The 14212-nt window shown below is 66.3% G+C and carries 12 protein-coding genes and 1 pseudogene; 8 read left to right on the top strand and 5 right to left on the bottom strand.

Going from position 1 to position 14212, the window contains the following annotated elements; all coding sequences use genetic code 11:
* Window positions 1-231 precede the first annotated feature (231 nt).
* Complete coding sequence (locus VET27_RS01015) at window positions 232-405, top strand: hypothetical protein (RefSeq protein WP_526514525.1); 174 nt, start codon at window positions 232-234, stop codon at window positions 403-405.
* Window positions 406-466: 61 nt separating this feature from the next.
* On the opposite strand, the gene pgi is transcribed toward VET27_RS01015, so the two are convergent.
* Window positions 467-2134 carry a glucose-6-phosphate isomerase gene (pgi, locus tag VET27_RS01020; protein ID WP_526514526.1) on the bottom strand — a complete coding sequence of 556 codons (1668 nt, stop codon included), beginning with the start codon at window positions 2132-2134 and terminating at the stop codon, window positions 467-469.
* A gap of 49 nt (window positions 2135-2183) precedes the next feature.
* Between pgi and VET27_RS01025 the strand changes: the two genes are divergently transcribed.
* Window positions 2184-3632 (top strand): NAD-dependent succinate-semialdehyde dehydrogenase, encoded by a 1449-nt coding sequence (locus VET27_RS01025; protein ID WP_526514527.1) that lies wholly within the window; start codon window positions 2184-2186, stop codon window positions 3630-3632.
* Window positions 3633-3694: 62 nt separating this feature from the next.
* On the opposite strand, the gene VET27_RS01030 is transcribed toward VET27_RS01025, so the two are convergent.
* Window positions 3695-4012 (bottom strand): chorismate mutase, encoded by a 318-nt coding sequence (locus VET27_RS01030; RefSeq protein WP_526514528.1) that lies wholly within the window; start codon window positions 4010-4012, stop codon window positions 3695-3697.
* A gap of 202 nt (window positions 4013-4214) precedes the next feature.
* Between VET27_RS01030 and VET27_RS01035 the strand changes: the two genes are divergently transcribed.
* Window positions 4215-6548 (top strand): UvrD-helicase domain-containing protein, encoded by a 2334-nt coding sequence (locus VET27_RS01035; RefSeq protein ID WP_526514529.1) that lies wholly within the window; start codon window positions 4215-4217, stop codon window positions 6546-6548.
* Window positions 6549-6560: 12 nt separating this feature from the next.
* Here the strand turns inward: VET27_RS01035 and VET27_RS01040 are convergent, their stop codons facing one another.
* Window positions 6561-7166, bottom strand: a complete 606-nt coding sequence (locus tag VET27_RS01040; RefSeq protein ID WP_526514530.1) for a hypothetical protein — start codon at window positions 7164-7166, stop codon at window positions 6561-6563.
* Between the two features lie 3 nt (window positions 7167-7169).
* Window positions 7170-8219, bottom strand: coding sequence for a M23 family metallopeptidase (locus VET27_RS01045; RefSeq protein ID WP_526514531.1), 1050 nt, complete (start codon window positions 8217-8219; stop codon window positions 7170-7172).
* A gap of 259 nt (window positions 8220-8478) precedes the next feature.
* On the opposite strand from VET27_RS01045, the gene sucC reads away from it, so the two are divergent.
* From sucC to VET27_RS01060, 3 genes are all read left to right on the top strand, one after another.
* Entirely contained in the window at window positions 8479-9642 is a 1164-nt protein-coding gene (gene sucC / locus VET27_RS01050) for an ADP-forming succinate--CoA ligase subunit beta (protein WP_526514532.1), read from the top strand.
* 15 nt (window positions 9643-9657) lie between these two features.
* Window positions 9658-10560 (top strand): succinate--CoA ligase subunit alpha, encoded by a 903-nt coding sequence (gene sucD, locus VET27_RS01055; RefSeq protein ID WP_526514533.1) that lies wholly within the window; start codon window positions 9658-9660, stop codon window positions 10558-10560.
* Between the two features lie 151 nt (window positions 10561-10711).
* On the top strand, window positions 10712-12250 hold the full coding sequence (locus VET27_RS01060) for an acetyl-CoA acetyltransferase (RefSeq protein WP_526514534.1): 1539 nt from the start codon (window positions 10712-10714) through the stop codon (window positions 12248-12250).
* Between the two features lie 219 nt (window positions 12251-12469).
* Here VET27_RS01060 and VET27_RS01065 read toward each other — a convergent pair whose 3' ends face one another.
* Window positions 12470-13318 (bottom strand): LLM class F420-dependent oxidoreductase, encoded by an 849-nt coding sequence (locus VET27_RS01065; protein ID WP_526514535.1) that lies wholly within the window; start codon window positions 13316-13318, stop codon window positions 12470-12472.
* A 128-nt stretch (window positions 13319-13446) separates the two neighbouring features.
* On the opposite strand from VET27_RS01065, the gene VET27_RS01070 reads away from it, so the two are divergent.
* Both VET27_RS01070 and VET27_RS01075 read left to right on the top strand, forming a co-directional pair.
* Window positions 13447-13971, top strand: coding sequence for a hypothetical protein (locus tag VET27_RS01070; RefSeq protein WP_526514536.1), 525 nt, complete (start codon window positions 13447-13449; stop codon window positions 13969-13971).
* Window positions 13940-14212 (top strand): annotated as a pseudogene (locus tag VET27_RS01075) (type III PLP-dependent enzyme); the annotation flags it as partial. The gene VET27_RS01070 and the pseudogene VET27_RS01075, both read left to right, overlap by 32 nt.

A 14212-nucleotide genomic window follows, 5' to 3' on the forward strand; every position in this document is an offset into this window, starting at 1 on the left:
TGGGATGGTTTCTCAACTTCGTCGCCGACGAGTGGAACGGCAACTGGGGTGACGGCGGCCGTGACTTCACCCGCGACTTCTACGTCGAGGTGGCGCGCGATCTCGAGCGCGCCAAGTTCGACTACGTCCTCCTCGAGGACAAGCTCATGGTGTCGACGGCCTACGGCGGGACCATGTAGCACGATCTGAAACACGGGGTGAACCCCAAGCACGACCCGGTACCGCTCAGCGGTGCTGATGGCCAACGCCACCACGCGACTCGGCCTGGTCCCGACCATGTCGACGAGCTTCTACCCGCCGTTCCTCATGGCCCGGCTCGACAGCACCATCGACCACATCGCGCGCGGCCTCACCCGGTCGGAGTACACGACCACGATGCTGCGCGACCACCTGCGCGAGTTCTAACCTCCCCCAGCGATTTCGGCGTGCTCAGTTGCGCTGATCGCAACTGAGCACGCCGAAATCGCTAGGCCTCGCGGCCCCGATCCTCGCGGTAGTGGCGTACCAGCGCGTCGGTCGAGCTGTCGGACTGCTCGGATGGCGCGGCGTCGTCGGTGAGCACCGGCAGCAGTGAGTTCGCTTGCGTCTTACCGAGTTCCACGCCCCACTGGTCGAACGAATCGATGCCCCAGATCACGCCCTCGGTGAACACCTGGTGCTCGTAGAGCGCAATCAGCTGCCCAACCACCGACGGCGTCAGCTTCGTTGCCAGAATCGACGTGCTGGGCCGGTTTCCGGGCATCACCTTGTGCGGAACCACCGAGGCCTGGGTGCCTTCACCCGCGATCTCCTCGGCCGTCTTGCCGAATGCCAACACCTTGGTCTGGGCGAAGAAGTTACTCATCAGCAGGTCGTGCATGCTGCCGGTGCCGTCGCGCGTGGGCAGGTCGTCGGTGGGCTGGGAGAACCCGATGAAGTCGGCGGGAATCAACCTGGTGCCCTGATGCAATAGCTGATAGAACGCGTGCTGACCGTTGGTTCCCGGTTCCCCCCAAAAGATTTCACCGGTCGACGTGCTCACGGGGGTGCCGTTGGCCCGTACCGACTTGCCGTTGGACTCCATCGTCAGCTGCTGTAGGTAGGCCGCGAAACGGGCGAGGTCGTTCGAGTAGGGCAGGACCGCACGGGCCTGCGCGTCGAAGAACTCGTTGTACCAGAGTCCGATGAGGCCAAGCAGCACAGGCGCATTGGCCTCCAGCGGGGTGGTGCGAAAGTGCTCGTCGATGACGTGGAAGCCGGCCAGGAACTCGGCGAACCGCTCCTTGCCGATCGCCGCCATCACCGACAACCCGATCGCCGAGTCGACCGAATAGCGCCCACCGACCCAGTCCCAGAAGCCGAACATGTTGTCGGTGTTGATGCCGAAGCCGTCGACGAGCTTCTTGTTGGTCGACACCGCGACGAAGTGCTTGGACACCGCGGCATCGCCCAGCGAGTCGGTCAGCCAACGCCGTGCTGCCGTCGCATTGGTCAGCGTCTCCAGCGTCGAGAACGTCTTGGACGCGACGATGAAAAGAGTTGTGGCGGGGTCGAGTCCGTCGAGCTTGGCCACCATGTCGGCGGGGTCGACGTTGGACACGAAACGTGCCGAGATGCCCGCGTCGGCGTAGTGGCGCAAGGCCTGATACACCATCACCGGTCCGAGGTCGGAGCCGCCGATGCCGATGTTGACGACGGTCTTGATCCGCTCGCCAGTCGCGCCCGTCCACTCCCCGCTGCGCAGCCGGTCGGTGAAGCGGCCCATCGATTCCAGCACCTCGTGCACGTCGGCGGCGACGTCCTGCCCGTCGACCGTCAACTCGGCGCCCTTCGGCAGCCGCAGCGCCGTGTGCAGCACCGCCCGATCTTCCGAGGTGTTGATGTGTTCGCCGGCGAACATCGCGTCGCGACGGCTCTCCAGGTCGGCGGCCTTGGCCAGGTCGACGAGCAGCTCGAGGGTCTCCCGGGTCACCCTGTGCTTGCTGTAGTCGATGTACAGATCGCCTACGGTCAGCGTCAGCTCCCGACCGCGTGCGGGATCCTCGTCGAAGAACTCCCGCAGGTGCTTGCCGCCTATCTCGTCGTGGTGACGGACCAATGCGTTCCACGCCGGAGTCTCGGTGATGTCAGGAATTCGAACACTCTCTGTGGTCATATCCCGACCCTAGTGCGGCGGCGCTTTCGAAGGTGTAAATGATGGACGTATGGACATCGAAAAGCTCCTGTCATCCGTCCCCACCGGTTTGTGGATCGGTGGTGAAGAGTGCGCCGGGTCGTCGACCTTCGACGTGCTCAACCCGGCGACCGACGAGGTGTTGATCGCCATCGCCGACGCCACCCCCCAGGATGGCATCGTCGCCCTCGACGCCGCCGCCGCAGTGCAGGGCGAATGGGCCGCCACGCCGCCCCGCGAGCGCGGCGAGATCCTGCGCTCGGTGTTCGAGGCCATCGGCGCCCGCGCCGAAGAATTCGCGACGCTGATGACCCTGGAGATGGGGAAGGTGCTCGCGGAGAGCATGGGCGAGGTCAAGTACGGCGCCGAGTTCTTCCGCTGGTTCGCCGAGGAGGCGGTCCGCATCGGCGGCCGTTACACCAAGAGTCCGGCAGGCACCGGTCGCATCATCGTCACCAAGTCGGCCGTGGGCCCGTGCCTGGCGATCACGCCGTGGAACTTCCCGCTGGCGATGGGCACCCGCAAGATCGGCCCCGCGATGGCGGCCGGCTGCACGATGGTCATCAAGCCTGCGCAGGAGACGCCGTTGACGATGCTGCTGCTGGCCAAGCTGATGGACGAGGCGGGCCTGCCCAAGGGCGTGCTGTCGATTCTGCCGACGTCGAAGCCCGGTGATCTGACGACGGCGCTCATCGACGACGGCCGTCTGCGCAAGCTGACGTTCACGGGTTCGACGGGAGTGGGCAAGGCCCTGGCCAAGCAGAGCTCCGACAAGCTGCTGCGACTGTCGCTCGAACTGGGCGGCAACGCGCCGTTCATCGTGTTCGACGACGCCGACGTGGATGCCGCCGTCGACGGCGCGCTGCTGGCCAAGATGCGCAACGGCGGCGAAGCGTGCACCGCGTCCAACCGCTTCCACGTGGCCAACGCGGTGCGCGCGGAGTTCACCGAGAAGTTGGTCAAGAGGATGAGCGAGTTCACCCTCGGCAACGGACTCGATTCGTCGTCGACGCTGGGCCCGCTGGTCAACGCCAAGCAGGTCGCCACCGTCGAGGATCTGGTGTCCGACGCAGTGGCCAAGGGCGCGACCGTAGCCGTCGGCGGCGTCGCCCCGGGCGGCCCGGGTCACTTCTACCCCGCGACGGTGCTCGCCGACGTGCCTGCGGAGGCACGCATCTTCAAGGAGGAGGTGTTCGGGCCCGTCGCCCCCGTCATCGGATTCGACACCGAGGAGGAGGGCGTAGCCGCCGCCAACGACACCGAGTACGGGCTGGCGGCCTACATCTACACCCAGGGCCTGGACCGCGCGCTGCGGGTGGCCGAGGCGATCGAGGCCGGGATGGTCGGCGTCAACCGCGGTGTCATCTCCGATCCCGCTGCCCCCTTCGGCGGTGTCAAGGAATCCGGGTTCGGTCGTGAGGGCGGCTCCGAGGGCATCGAGGAATACCTCGACACGAAGTACATCGCGCTCACGAACTAGACGGGGCTTCGGCGTGAATGGTTGCGCTATGCGCGACTGATCACGCCGAAGCCCGTCGCGGACTAGTGGCCGAGGCGACCGCGACCGAGGCGCAGCAGGATCATCGCGAGATCCTTGCCCTCGGGGCCGAGCGCGCTGTACCGCTCGATGACCTTCATCTCGCGGCTGTGCACCAGGCGGGTGCCGCCAGAGGCCATCCGGGCCTTGCCGATCATCTGGGACACCTCGGCGCGCCGCTGGACGGCGGCCAGGATCTCGGCGTCGAGCCGGTCGATCTCCAGACGCAGGTCGTCGATGTCGGGTACCTGTCCGGTTTCGATACTCATGGGTGACTCCGCATTCTCGTCTCGTGTGTGATCGTGTGGGTGATCTGGTCTCATCCGTATTCGGGCCTCACACAAGAGAAGAGCCCCGGATCTCAGAAGCGGACCGCGGGGCTCTGGGGAAGCAGCTAGACCACGGGCACCGCAGGCCGGTACCCGGTAAAAAATCGTCCATGCTGATTGAGCACGGGATCGAGTGTGCCACCAAGGGCCACGTCGGCGCAAAGTGTCTCTGGTCAGCGGTAAGTTTGACTCCGACATGACGATAGCGACCGAGACGGATCAGCTCGACTCCGACTTTCTGGACGGGCTCAACCCCCAGCAGCGCAAGGCGGTGCGCCACGTTGGTTCCCCACTGCTGATCGTCGCGGGCGCCGGGTCGGGAAAGACGGCGGTGCTGACCCGCCGCATCGCCTACCTGCTGGCCGCCCGTGACGTCGGCGTCGGCCAGGTGCTGGCCATCACGTTCACCAACAAGGCCGCCGCCGAGATGCGCGAACGCGTCGTCCAGTTGATCGGTCGGCGGGCCAGGTCGATGTGGGTGTCGACGTTCCACTCCACGTGCGTGCGGATCCTGCGCAATCAGGCGTCGCTTCTGCCCGGCCTCAACTCGAACTTCTCCATCTACGACGCCGACGACTCGCGGCGTCTGCTGATGATGATCGCCAAGGACATGGGGCTCGACACCAAGCGGTACTCGCCGCGACTGCTGGCCAACTCGATCTCCAACCTCAAGAACGAGCTCATCGATCCCGACAAGGCGGCGTTCGAAGCGGCCGAGGGCGGGGACGATCTGGCGCGAATCGTCGCCGAGGCCTTCGGCGAGTATCAGCGCCGGTTGCGGGCCGCCAACGCGTTGGACTTCGACGACCTCATCGGTGAGACGGTCGCTGTCCTGCAAGCCTTTCCGCTGATCGCGCAGTACTACCGGCGGCGATTCCGACACATTCTGGTCGACGAGTACCAGGACACCAACCACGCGCAGTACGCCCTCGTGCGGGAGCTGGTGGGCCATGACCTGGAGGACGGTGCCGACGGCGTGCCACCCGCCGAACTGTGTGTCGTGGGCGACGCCGACCAGTCGATCTACGCGTTCCGCGGTGCCACCATCCGCAACATCGAGGACTTCGAGCGCGACTACCCGAACGCCACGACGATTCTGCTCGAACAGAATTACCGCTCGACGCAGAACATCCTGTCGGCGGCCAACTCCGTCATCTCCCGCAACGCGGGCCGCCGCGAGAAGCGGCTGTGGACGGACGCCGGCGAAGGCGAACTGATCGTCGGCTACGTCGCAGACAACGAACACGACGAGGCGCGGTTCATCGCGGAGGAGATCGACGCGCTCGCCGATCGTGGCGACATCACCTACAACGACGTCGCGGTCTTCTACCGCACCAACAACTCCTCACGTGCGGTCGAGGACGTCTTCATCAGGGCGGGCATCCCGTACAAGGTGGTTGGTGGGGTTAGGTTCTACGAGCGCAAGGAGATTCGTGACATCGTCGCGTACCTCCGCGTGCTGGACAATCCCGGCGACGCGGTGAGCATGCGCCGCATCCTGAACACACCGCGGCGAGGCATCGGCGACCGGGCCGAGGCATGCGTCGCGGTGTACGCCGAGAACACCGGCTCGAGCTTCAACGACAGCCTGCAGGTCGCCGCCGAGGGCAGGGTCCCGATGCTGAACACGCGCTCGGAGAAGGCGATCGCCGGCTTCGTTGCCTTGCTCGACGAGTTGCGCGGCATGCTGGGTGACGAGCTCGGTGAGCTCGTCGAGGCCGTACTCGATCGCACGGGATATCGTCGCGAGCTCGAGTCATCCAATGATCCGCAGGATTTGGCGCGCCTGGACAACCTCAACGAACTCGTCAGCGTCGCACACGAATTCAGTATCGACCTGGCCAATGCCGCGGCCCTGCGCGAAGAGGAGCCGGAGCTCCAGGACGAGGACATCCCCGACACCGGGGTGCTGGCACAGTTCCTGGAGCGCGTGTCGCTGGTCGCGGACGCCGACGAGATTCCCGAGCACGGGTCGGGCATGGTGACCATGATGACCCTGCACACCGCCAAGGGGCTGGAGTTCCCCATGGTGTTCGTGACGGGGTGGGAGGACGGCATGTTCCCGCACATGCGAGCCCTCGGCGATCCTCTCGAGCTGTCCGAGGAGCGGCGGCTTGCCTACGTCGGCATCACCCGCGCCAGGCAGCGCTTGTACCTAAGTCGCGCGAAGGTGCGGTCGTCGTGGGGGCAGCCGATGCTCAACCCCGAATCCCGATTCCTGCGCGAGATCCCGCAGGAGCTCATCGACTGGCGTCGCGTGGAAGCGCCGCAGTCGTCCTACGGTGCGCCAGTCAGCGGGGCGGGGCGATTCGGCGGCACGCCTCGGCCGTCACCGGCGCGCACTTCGGGTGCGCGCAACCGGCCACTGATCACGCTGGAGCCCGGCGATCGCGTCACGCACGACAAGTACGGGCTCGGTCGCGTGGAGGAGGTGTCCGGTATGGGCGAATCCGCGATGTCGCTGATCGACTTCGGCAGCGCGGGCCGCGTCAAGCTGATGCACAATCACGCGCCCATCCAGAAGCTCTAGCGCCAGCGCGGGTCAGCGGCACCAACGACCGGTGGCGGGCAGCAGGGCGAGCGCGATGCTCGCGACGGGTAGCACCGGAATGGCGTAGACGATCTGTGGCAGGTCTGCGCTGGCGACGAAGAGGCCGGCGAAGATCATCAGCGCGACGATGGCGCCGACCACGATCAGCAGCCGTCCGATGCGACGGCGCAGCAGCAGCGAGATGAGCCCGCCGATGGTGGCCGCTGCGGACACTGCCGAGAGGAAACCGATGGCAATGCAGAACAATTCGTCGGTGCGCCACCACCCGGTGATCAGCGACGTGGCGATCACCGCGATGGCCCAGCCGCTGATGATGCTGACGGCGGCGGCGGCAGAAGCCGCGGCGGGGGAGGGGCGTGCGGGGCCCGACGAACCGGCGGCCAGGGGAGCGGCGCGCGGGATGTAGCTGGTCTGCGGGTCGAGAGGGTGCTGCGGGTCGTGCGACGGTGCCACGGGTGCGGCCGGAAACGGTCCGGTGGGGTGTCGGCGGATGATGCCGGTTTGTTGCTCCGACGAGTCAGGAGCTGGCGCAGCGGCGGCCTCGGGCTGCCGCCGGATGATGCGGGTTTCGTCGGAGGAAGGTCCGCCGGAGGTCACCGGTCAGCCGACGTAGTTGCCGGGGCTTATTCCCTTTGCAGCGAGCCACGGCACCGGATCGACGAAGTCCTTGCCGTTCTTCAGCACCGAGAAGTGCAGGTGCGGGCCGGTCGATTGGCCACGGTTGCCGATGGTGGCGATCTGGTCACCCGCCATGACCCGCTCTCCGACGCTGACGAGCCAGGTGTTGACGTGGCCGTACAGCGTGACGGTGCCGTCGGCGTGGCGGATCTTGACCCAGGCGCCGTAACCGGCGGTCGGACCGGCGTCGGTGACCACGCCGTCCGCAGCGGCCACGATCGGGGTGCCGATGGAGTTCGCGATGTCTATGCCCGCGTGCAGAACGCCCCAGCGGTAGCCGAATCCCGACGTCCAGACGCCGCGGGAGGGCATGACGTACATCGGCCTGGCGAGGCGAGCCTCGCGCTCGGCGCGCTCGGCGGCGAAGGCTGCGCCGTTGGCGAGTTCTTGGCTGTGCACCGCCTCGCTGGCCACGGCGGCGACGGTGACGATCTGGATGCCGTCGACGGAGCCGGTGATGACCCCGCTGTCGACGAAGGCGTTGGGCCCCGCGGCGATCATCTGGTCGGCGGGAGCCTTGTCGGTCGCGTTGGCCACGGAGTAGGCGGCCGCCCCGGTGGCGCCGACAGCCATCGCCGCAGCGACGAGGCGGGCCTTGACGGTGCCCTCGCCGGCCTTGCGGTGCAGTCCGCGCCGCTCCGACATGTCGATGACGTCGGTGTTCTCCATGCCGTCGCTGACGTCGGTGTGGCTGTCGCGGTAGGCCCGCGTGGAACGACGCTCCTCGCCGGCCCGTGGGCGGAACTGCGAGGGGACGGCCAGTCGCAGCGGGATCAGGTCGTCGGTGTCGTGCATGTCGTCGAGTTCGGGGGCGCGGATGACCCGTGATTCGCGGTCGAAGGCCGAGGTGTTACTGAAGTCGAGGTCGTCGAGATCACCGAACTCGTTGAACGGGATGATGTCGGTGATGGTGGCGTCGTAGGGGGTCGTCGGCACTCCTCGAGTACGTCGAGTCGAACCTTGCTCTGCCAACCGAAATGTCCTTCGTGTCGTGACCGTACCGTGACTTAGACCAGAGGACGTTAACCAAAATCCAATGTTGGTCGCAACCCGTAAAACAAATTCCAGCGGAGATTGTGACTTGTATCACTAACAGGGTCCGGTGAGATGGGCCACAGGAGCGGTGGGCGGTGTGGGTCACGTTGGCGCGTGTGGATAAGGTTTCCCCGAGGCATTCTGGCCGAAACGTAGGTAATCAACCAAACAGTCAAAGCAGACAGACGGTGAGCCCATGGATCTCTTCGAATACCAGGCGAAGGAGCTGTTCGCCAAGCACAACGTGCCCACCACGCCGGGCCGAGTGACCGAGTCGGCGGAGGAGGCCAAGGCGATCGCCGAGGAAATCGGCAAGCCCGTCATGGTGAAGGCCCAGGTGAAGGTCGGCGGCCGCGGTAAGGCGGGCGGCGTGAAGTACGCGGCCACTCCCGACGACGCCTTCACCCACGCCCAGAACATCCTCGGCCTCGACATCAAGGGTCACGTCGTCAAGAAGCTCCTCGTTGCCGAGGCCAGCGACATCGCGGAGGAGTACTACATCTCCTTCCTGCTCGATCGTTCCAACCGCACCTACCTCGCGATGTGCTCGGTCGAGGGTGGCGTGGAGATCGAGGTGGTGGCCGCAACCAAGCCCGAGCGCCTCGCCAAGGTGCCCGTGAACGCCGTCAAGGGCGTCGACGAGGCCTTCGCCCGCTCGATCGCCGAGCAGGGCCACCTGCCCGCCGAGGTGCTCGACGCGGCCGCCGTGACCATCTCCAAGCTGTGGGACGTGTTCGTCGGCGAGGACGCCACCCTGGTCGAGGTCAACCCGCTGGTGCGTACGCCCGACGATCAGATTCTGGCGTTGGACGGCAAGGTCACCCTCGACGCCAACGCCGACTTCCGGCAGCCCGGCCACGCGGAGTTCGAGGACAAGGACGCCACGGATCCGCTGGAGCTGAAGGCCAAGCAGAACGACCTCAACTACGTCAAGCTCGACGGCGCCGTCGGCATCATCGGCAACGGGGCGGGACTGGTCATGTCGACGCTGGACGTGGTCGCCTACGCCGGCGAGAAGCACGGCGGCGTCAAGCCCGCCAACTTCCTCGACATCGGCGGCGGCGCCTCGGCCGAGGTGATGGCCGCGGGCCTGGACGTGATCCTCGGCGACAGCCAGGTCAAGAGCGTGTTCGTCAACGTGTTCGGTGGCATCACTGCCTGCGACGCGGTGGCCAGCGGCATCGTCGGCGCGCTGAAGAAGCTCGGCGACGAGGCCAACAAGCCGCTGGTCGTCCGTCTCGACGGGAACAACGTCGAAGAGGGCCGTCGCATCCTGGCTGAGGCCAACCATCCGCTGGTGATCCAGGCCGACACGATGGACGCCGGCGCCGACAAGGCCGCCGAGCTGGCGAACAAGTAAGGGAGCCAACAGAAAATGTCGATCTTCCTGAACAAGGACAACAAGGTCATCGTCCAGGGCATCACCGGCGGCGAGGGCACCAAGCACACCGCGCTGATGCTGAAGGCCGGCGCGCAGGTGGTCGGCGGCGTCAACGCCCGCAAGGCCGGCACGGAGGTGACGCACGTCGATAAAGAAGGCAAGGACGTCCGCTTACCCGTGTTCGGCAGCGTCGCCGAGGCCATGAAGGAGACCGGCGCCGACGTGTCGATCGCCTTCGTCCCGCCTGCCTTCTCCAAGGACGCCATCATCGAGGCCATCGATGCCGAGATCCCGCTGCTGGTGGTCATCACCGAGGGAATCCCGGTGCAGGACACCGCATACGCCTGGGCCTATAACGTCGAGAAGGGCGAGAAGACCCGCATCATCGGGCCCAACTGTCCGGGCATCATCACCCCCGGTGAGTCTCTGGTCGGCATCACGCCGAACAACATCACCGGCAAGGGCCCGATCGGGCTGGTGTCCAAGTCCGGCACGCTGACCTACCAGATGATGTTCGAGCTGCGCGATCTCGGCTTCTCGACCGCGATCGGCATCGGCGGAGACCCGGTCATCGGAACCACCCACATCGACGCCATCGAGGCGTTCGAGAAGGATCCCGAGACCAAGGTCATCGTGATGATCGGTGAGATCGGCGGTGACGCCGAGGAGAAAGCCGCCGCCTACGTCGAGGCCAACGTGAGCAAGCCCGTCATCGGCTACGTCGCGGGTTTCACGGCGCCGGAAGGCAAGACGATGGGCCATGCCGGCGCGATCGTGTCCGATGGTGCGGGCACCGCCCAGGGCAAGAAGGAAGCGCTCGAGGCCGCAGGCGTCAAGGTCGGCAAGACGCCGTCGGAGACCGCCGCGCTGGCCCGAGAGATCCTCGAGAGCCTGTAGTTCTCTGCGCGAGCAGACACAAAAGTGCCCGACACCTCGGCGTGTCGGGGACTTTTGTGTCTGATCGCGGGAAGGCGCCGCCGAGGCGGAATTGGAACACGTTCTCGTTATCGGTTAGCCTGACGAACTAACAGCCGCCAGGAGGTCTGTAGTGCAGGTCGATCCGCGTACACCCGTCATCGTCGGCGTCGGACAGTTCACCGAGCGCATCGACGACGCCGACTACCGCGGCATCTCCGCAGTCGACCTGGCCACGGAAGCCGTGCGCGCCGCGCTTGCGGACACCGGCGCCGACGTGACGGCCGTGGCGCAGGCGATCGAGGTGTTCGCCGGACTGCGGCAGTTCGAGATCTGCACGCCCTTCGCCGATCCTCCGCTGGGCTGCTCGGACAACTACGTGCGATCGGTGGCGCAGCGCGTCGGCGCCGATCCCGTGCGCGCCGTCCTCGAGCCCATCGGCGGCAACGGCCCGCAGAAGCTGGTGACGGAGTTCGCCAAGGCGATTGCCACCGGCGACGTCGACGTGGCGTTGATCCTCGGATCGGAGCCGGGCTCCACGGCGAAGTACTTCTCGGGCCGGGACGACAAGCCCGACTTCACCGAGCACGTCGGCGGCCAACTCGAGGACCGTGGCTACGGCTTCGAGCAGTACATGAGCGAGTACACCGCCAAGCACGGGCTGACCGGCGCGCCCGTGCAATACGGGTTACTCGACAACGCGCGACGTGCCCGACTGGGGCTCGGCGTCGCGGACTACCGGCGACGGATGGCCGAGCTCTTCGCGCCGTTCTCCAAAGTTGCTGCGAAGAACCGGTTCTCGTCCTCCCCGGTGGAACGATCCGTGGAGGAGATCGAGACCGTCACCGACGAGAACCGGATGATCTGCGACCCGTATCCGCGTCTTTTGGTGGCGCGTGACACCGTCAACCAAGGCGCCGCCGCACTGCTGATGTCGGTGGCAGCCGCCCGTCGCCTCGGCGTGGCCGAGGAGAAGTGGGTTTACCTGCGCGGGCACGCCGATCAGACCGAGCAGGACCTGCTGGACCGCGTCGACGTCAGCATCAGCCACTCGGCGAAACAAGCCGTGGCGGAAGCACTCCGGGTCGCGGGCATCGGCATCGACGAGGTGTCGACGTTCGACCTCTACAGCTGCTTTCCGTTCCCGGTCTTCGCGGTGTGCGACGCGTTCGGACTCGCCGACGACGATCCGCGAGGGCTCACCCTCACCGGCGGTCTGCCGCACTTCGGCGGCCCCGGCAACAGCTATTCGCTGCACGGCATCGCCGAGACGGTTGCCCAGATGCAGGACAAGCCAGGATCATTCGGTCTCGTCGGCGCCAACGGCGGCGTCATGAGCAAGTATTCGGTCGGCGTGTACTCCACCGAGCCCGCCGACTGGACGGCCGACCGCAGCAAGGCGCTGCAGGACGACATCGCGGCACTGCCGAAGGTGGCGGTCACCCGCAACGCCAACGGCACGGGCACCATCGAAACCTACTCGGTGCGCTACGACTGGCCAGTGACGACGGGCATCATCATCGGTCGGCTCGACGCCGACGACAGCCGGTTCATGACCATCACCGAGGACGATGATCTGGTGGCATTGATGTGCGACCGTGATCCGCTCGGCGCCCGCATCGCGGTGACGTCGTCGGAGGACGGCGTGAACCTAGCCACGCTGGCGTCGTGACCTGCGACCCTTTGCTTCGAAACGGGTGCGGTTTTCCTCTTCTTCTCGTGTGACATGGCGACGGTTGGCCCGTGGTTCGTCGAAGACGCGGACGATGAGTGAGCTGATGTTGGGCATGACATTTCCCTTCGAATGAAGCGACTGCGGCGCAGTCCCCATGCCCAAGAACTCTCGTCACCCGATGTGTCTCCGTCGTGAGTAGTCGACTACGCGACCCCTCTAGACGAGCGCGGCGAGCTTGCCTGCGAGCCTCTCGACGTAGCCGGCCACCTCGGCCTCGGACTTGTCCGGCAACCCGAACAGCACCTCGGTGACGCCGAGTTCGGCCCAGCGGGCCAGCTTGTCGGGGTCGGGCTTGAAGTCGAGTGCCACGATCTGCGGCGCACCGTCGCGTCCGGCGGAGGCCCAGGTGTCCTGCAACAGTTTCACGGGCGCGTCGATGTCGAAGTCGCGCGGTGTGGTGATCCAGCCGTCGGCCGACTTCGAGATCCACTTGAAGTTCTTCTCGGTGCCCGCGACGCCGACGAGGACCGGGATGTGGGACTGAACGGGCTTGGGCCAGGCCCAGCTCGGGCCGAACTTGACGAACTCGCCGTCGTATTCGGCCTCTTCCTGTGTCCACAGGGCGCGCATCGCCTCCAGATACTCGCGCAGCATGGTGCGGCGCCGTCCGGGCGGTACGTTGTGGTCGTTGAGTTCGTCTGTGTTCCAACCGAATCCGACGCCAAGGCTGACGCGGCCGCCGGAGAGATGATCGAGTGTGGCAATGGACTTGGCGAGGGTGATGCAATCGTGCTCGACGGGCAGGGCCACGGCCGTCGACAGCCGCACCCGCAACGTCACTGCGGCCGCGGTGCCCAGGCTGACCCACGGGTCGAGGGTGCGCATGTAGCGGTCGTCGGGCAGAGACTCGTCTCCCGTCGTGGGGTGCGCGGCCTCCCGCTTGATCGGGATGTGGGTGTGCTCGGGCACGTAGAACGTGTGGAAGCCGTGGTCGTCGGCGAGTTTGGCAGCCGCTGCGGGAGTGATGCCGCGGTCGCTGGTGAAAAGTACGAGCCCGTAGTCCATGACCAGAATTAGAACGTGTTCTAGTCGTTGCGCGCAAGGTGACCCCGGGCGTCCGTGCCACGGCAGGCGGAATTCGGGTAGTTCCCTACTCACGCCGAGGGGTGGTCTCGGACGGGACAGTTCGACCCATGAGTTCCGATCGATCGACAGGCAAGAAGTTGCTGGAATGGGCGCGGCGCTACCTTCCGTGTGAGGTTGCGGGCACGACCTGCGAACTGGGTGGTGCGGCGATCGCCTACGCAGTCACCGAATCCGTCGCGGCGGCCGCCGTCGTCGCCACCATCGGGGCCTCCGTCGGCTACTACGCCGCGGCCTACTCCGCCGCGGTGCGCACCGCCTATCGCGCGGACCTCCGATCGTCCCGAAGGTCTCGTGCGTTCACCGCGAACGGTCTGGCCCTGCGCAGCGTGGCAATCGAGTTCGGACCTGCCGAGGTCATCGACAGCCTGATCATCCGTCCGCTGGCCTTCTACTTCGGCCCCATCCTGTTCGGCGGCATGGTCGCCGGCTGGATCTTCGCCAAGCTGGTGGCCGACGTCGGCTTCTACGTGCTCGCCGTCTTCTCCTACGAGCGATTCAACGGTCTGCTCGTCGTCCGGACGAGAACCGAGGAGGTGCCCCGTGAATCCGCAGCGTCGGTCGCAGCTGCGTAGGGAGCTGCGTGCTCGCGCCGGGCACTGGCGCGAGCTCGTCGCCGCGCACGGCACCCCGCTGCTCGTCCTCGATCCGTACCGGGTGGCCGCGCAGTACTCACTGCTCACCGAGCACCTCCGCGGATTTCGACTGCACTACGCGGTGAAGGCGCTTCCGCATCCGGCAGTGCTCACCGTGCTGGCGGCCAGCGGCAGCAGCTTCGACGTCGCCACCCGCGCGGAAGTCGACCTCGTCGAGCGG

The sequence above is a fragment of the Mycobacterium sp. genome (genome assembly GCF_035633495.1).
Classification (GTDB): Bacteria; Actinomycetota; Actinomycetes; order Mycobacteriales; family Mycobacteriaceae; genus Mycobacterium.

What these genes read in the sequence shown, in the direction of transcription:
- VET27_RS01035 (WP_526514529.1), top strand. Translation starts at nt 4,215, where the DNA reads ATGACGATAGCGACCGAGACGGATCAGCTCGACTCCGACTTTCTGGAC.
- pgi (WP_526514526.1), bottom strand. Translation starts at nt 2,134, where the DNA reads ATGACCACAGAGAGTGTTCGAATTCCTGACATCACCGAGACTCCGGCG.
- VET27_RS01065 (WP_526514535.1), bottom strand. Translation starts at nt 13,318, where the DNA reads ATGGACTACGGGCTCGTACTTTTCACCAGCGACCGCGGCATCACTCCC.
- VET27_RS01025 (WP_526514527.1), top strand. Translation starts at nt 2,184, where the DNA reads ATGGACATCGAAAAGCTCCTGTCATCCGTCCCCACCGGTTTGTGGATC.
- VET27_RS01070 (WP_526514536.1), top strand. Translation starts at nt 13,447, where the DNA reads ATGAGTTCCGATCGATCGACAGGCAAGAAGTTGCTGGAATGGGCGCGG.
- sucC (WP_526514532.1), top strand. Translation starts at nt 8,479, where the DNA reads ATGGATCTCTTCGAATACCAGGCGAAGGAGCTGTTCGCCAAGCACAAC.
- sucD (WP_526514533.1), top strand. Translation starts at nt 9,658, where the DNA reads ATGTCGATCTTCCTGAACAAGGACAACAAGGTCATCGTCCAGGGCATC.
- VET27_RS01030 (WP_526514528.1), bottom strand. Translation starts at nt 4,012, where the DNA reads ATGAGACCAGATCACCCACACGATCACACACGAGACGAGAATGCGGAG.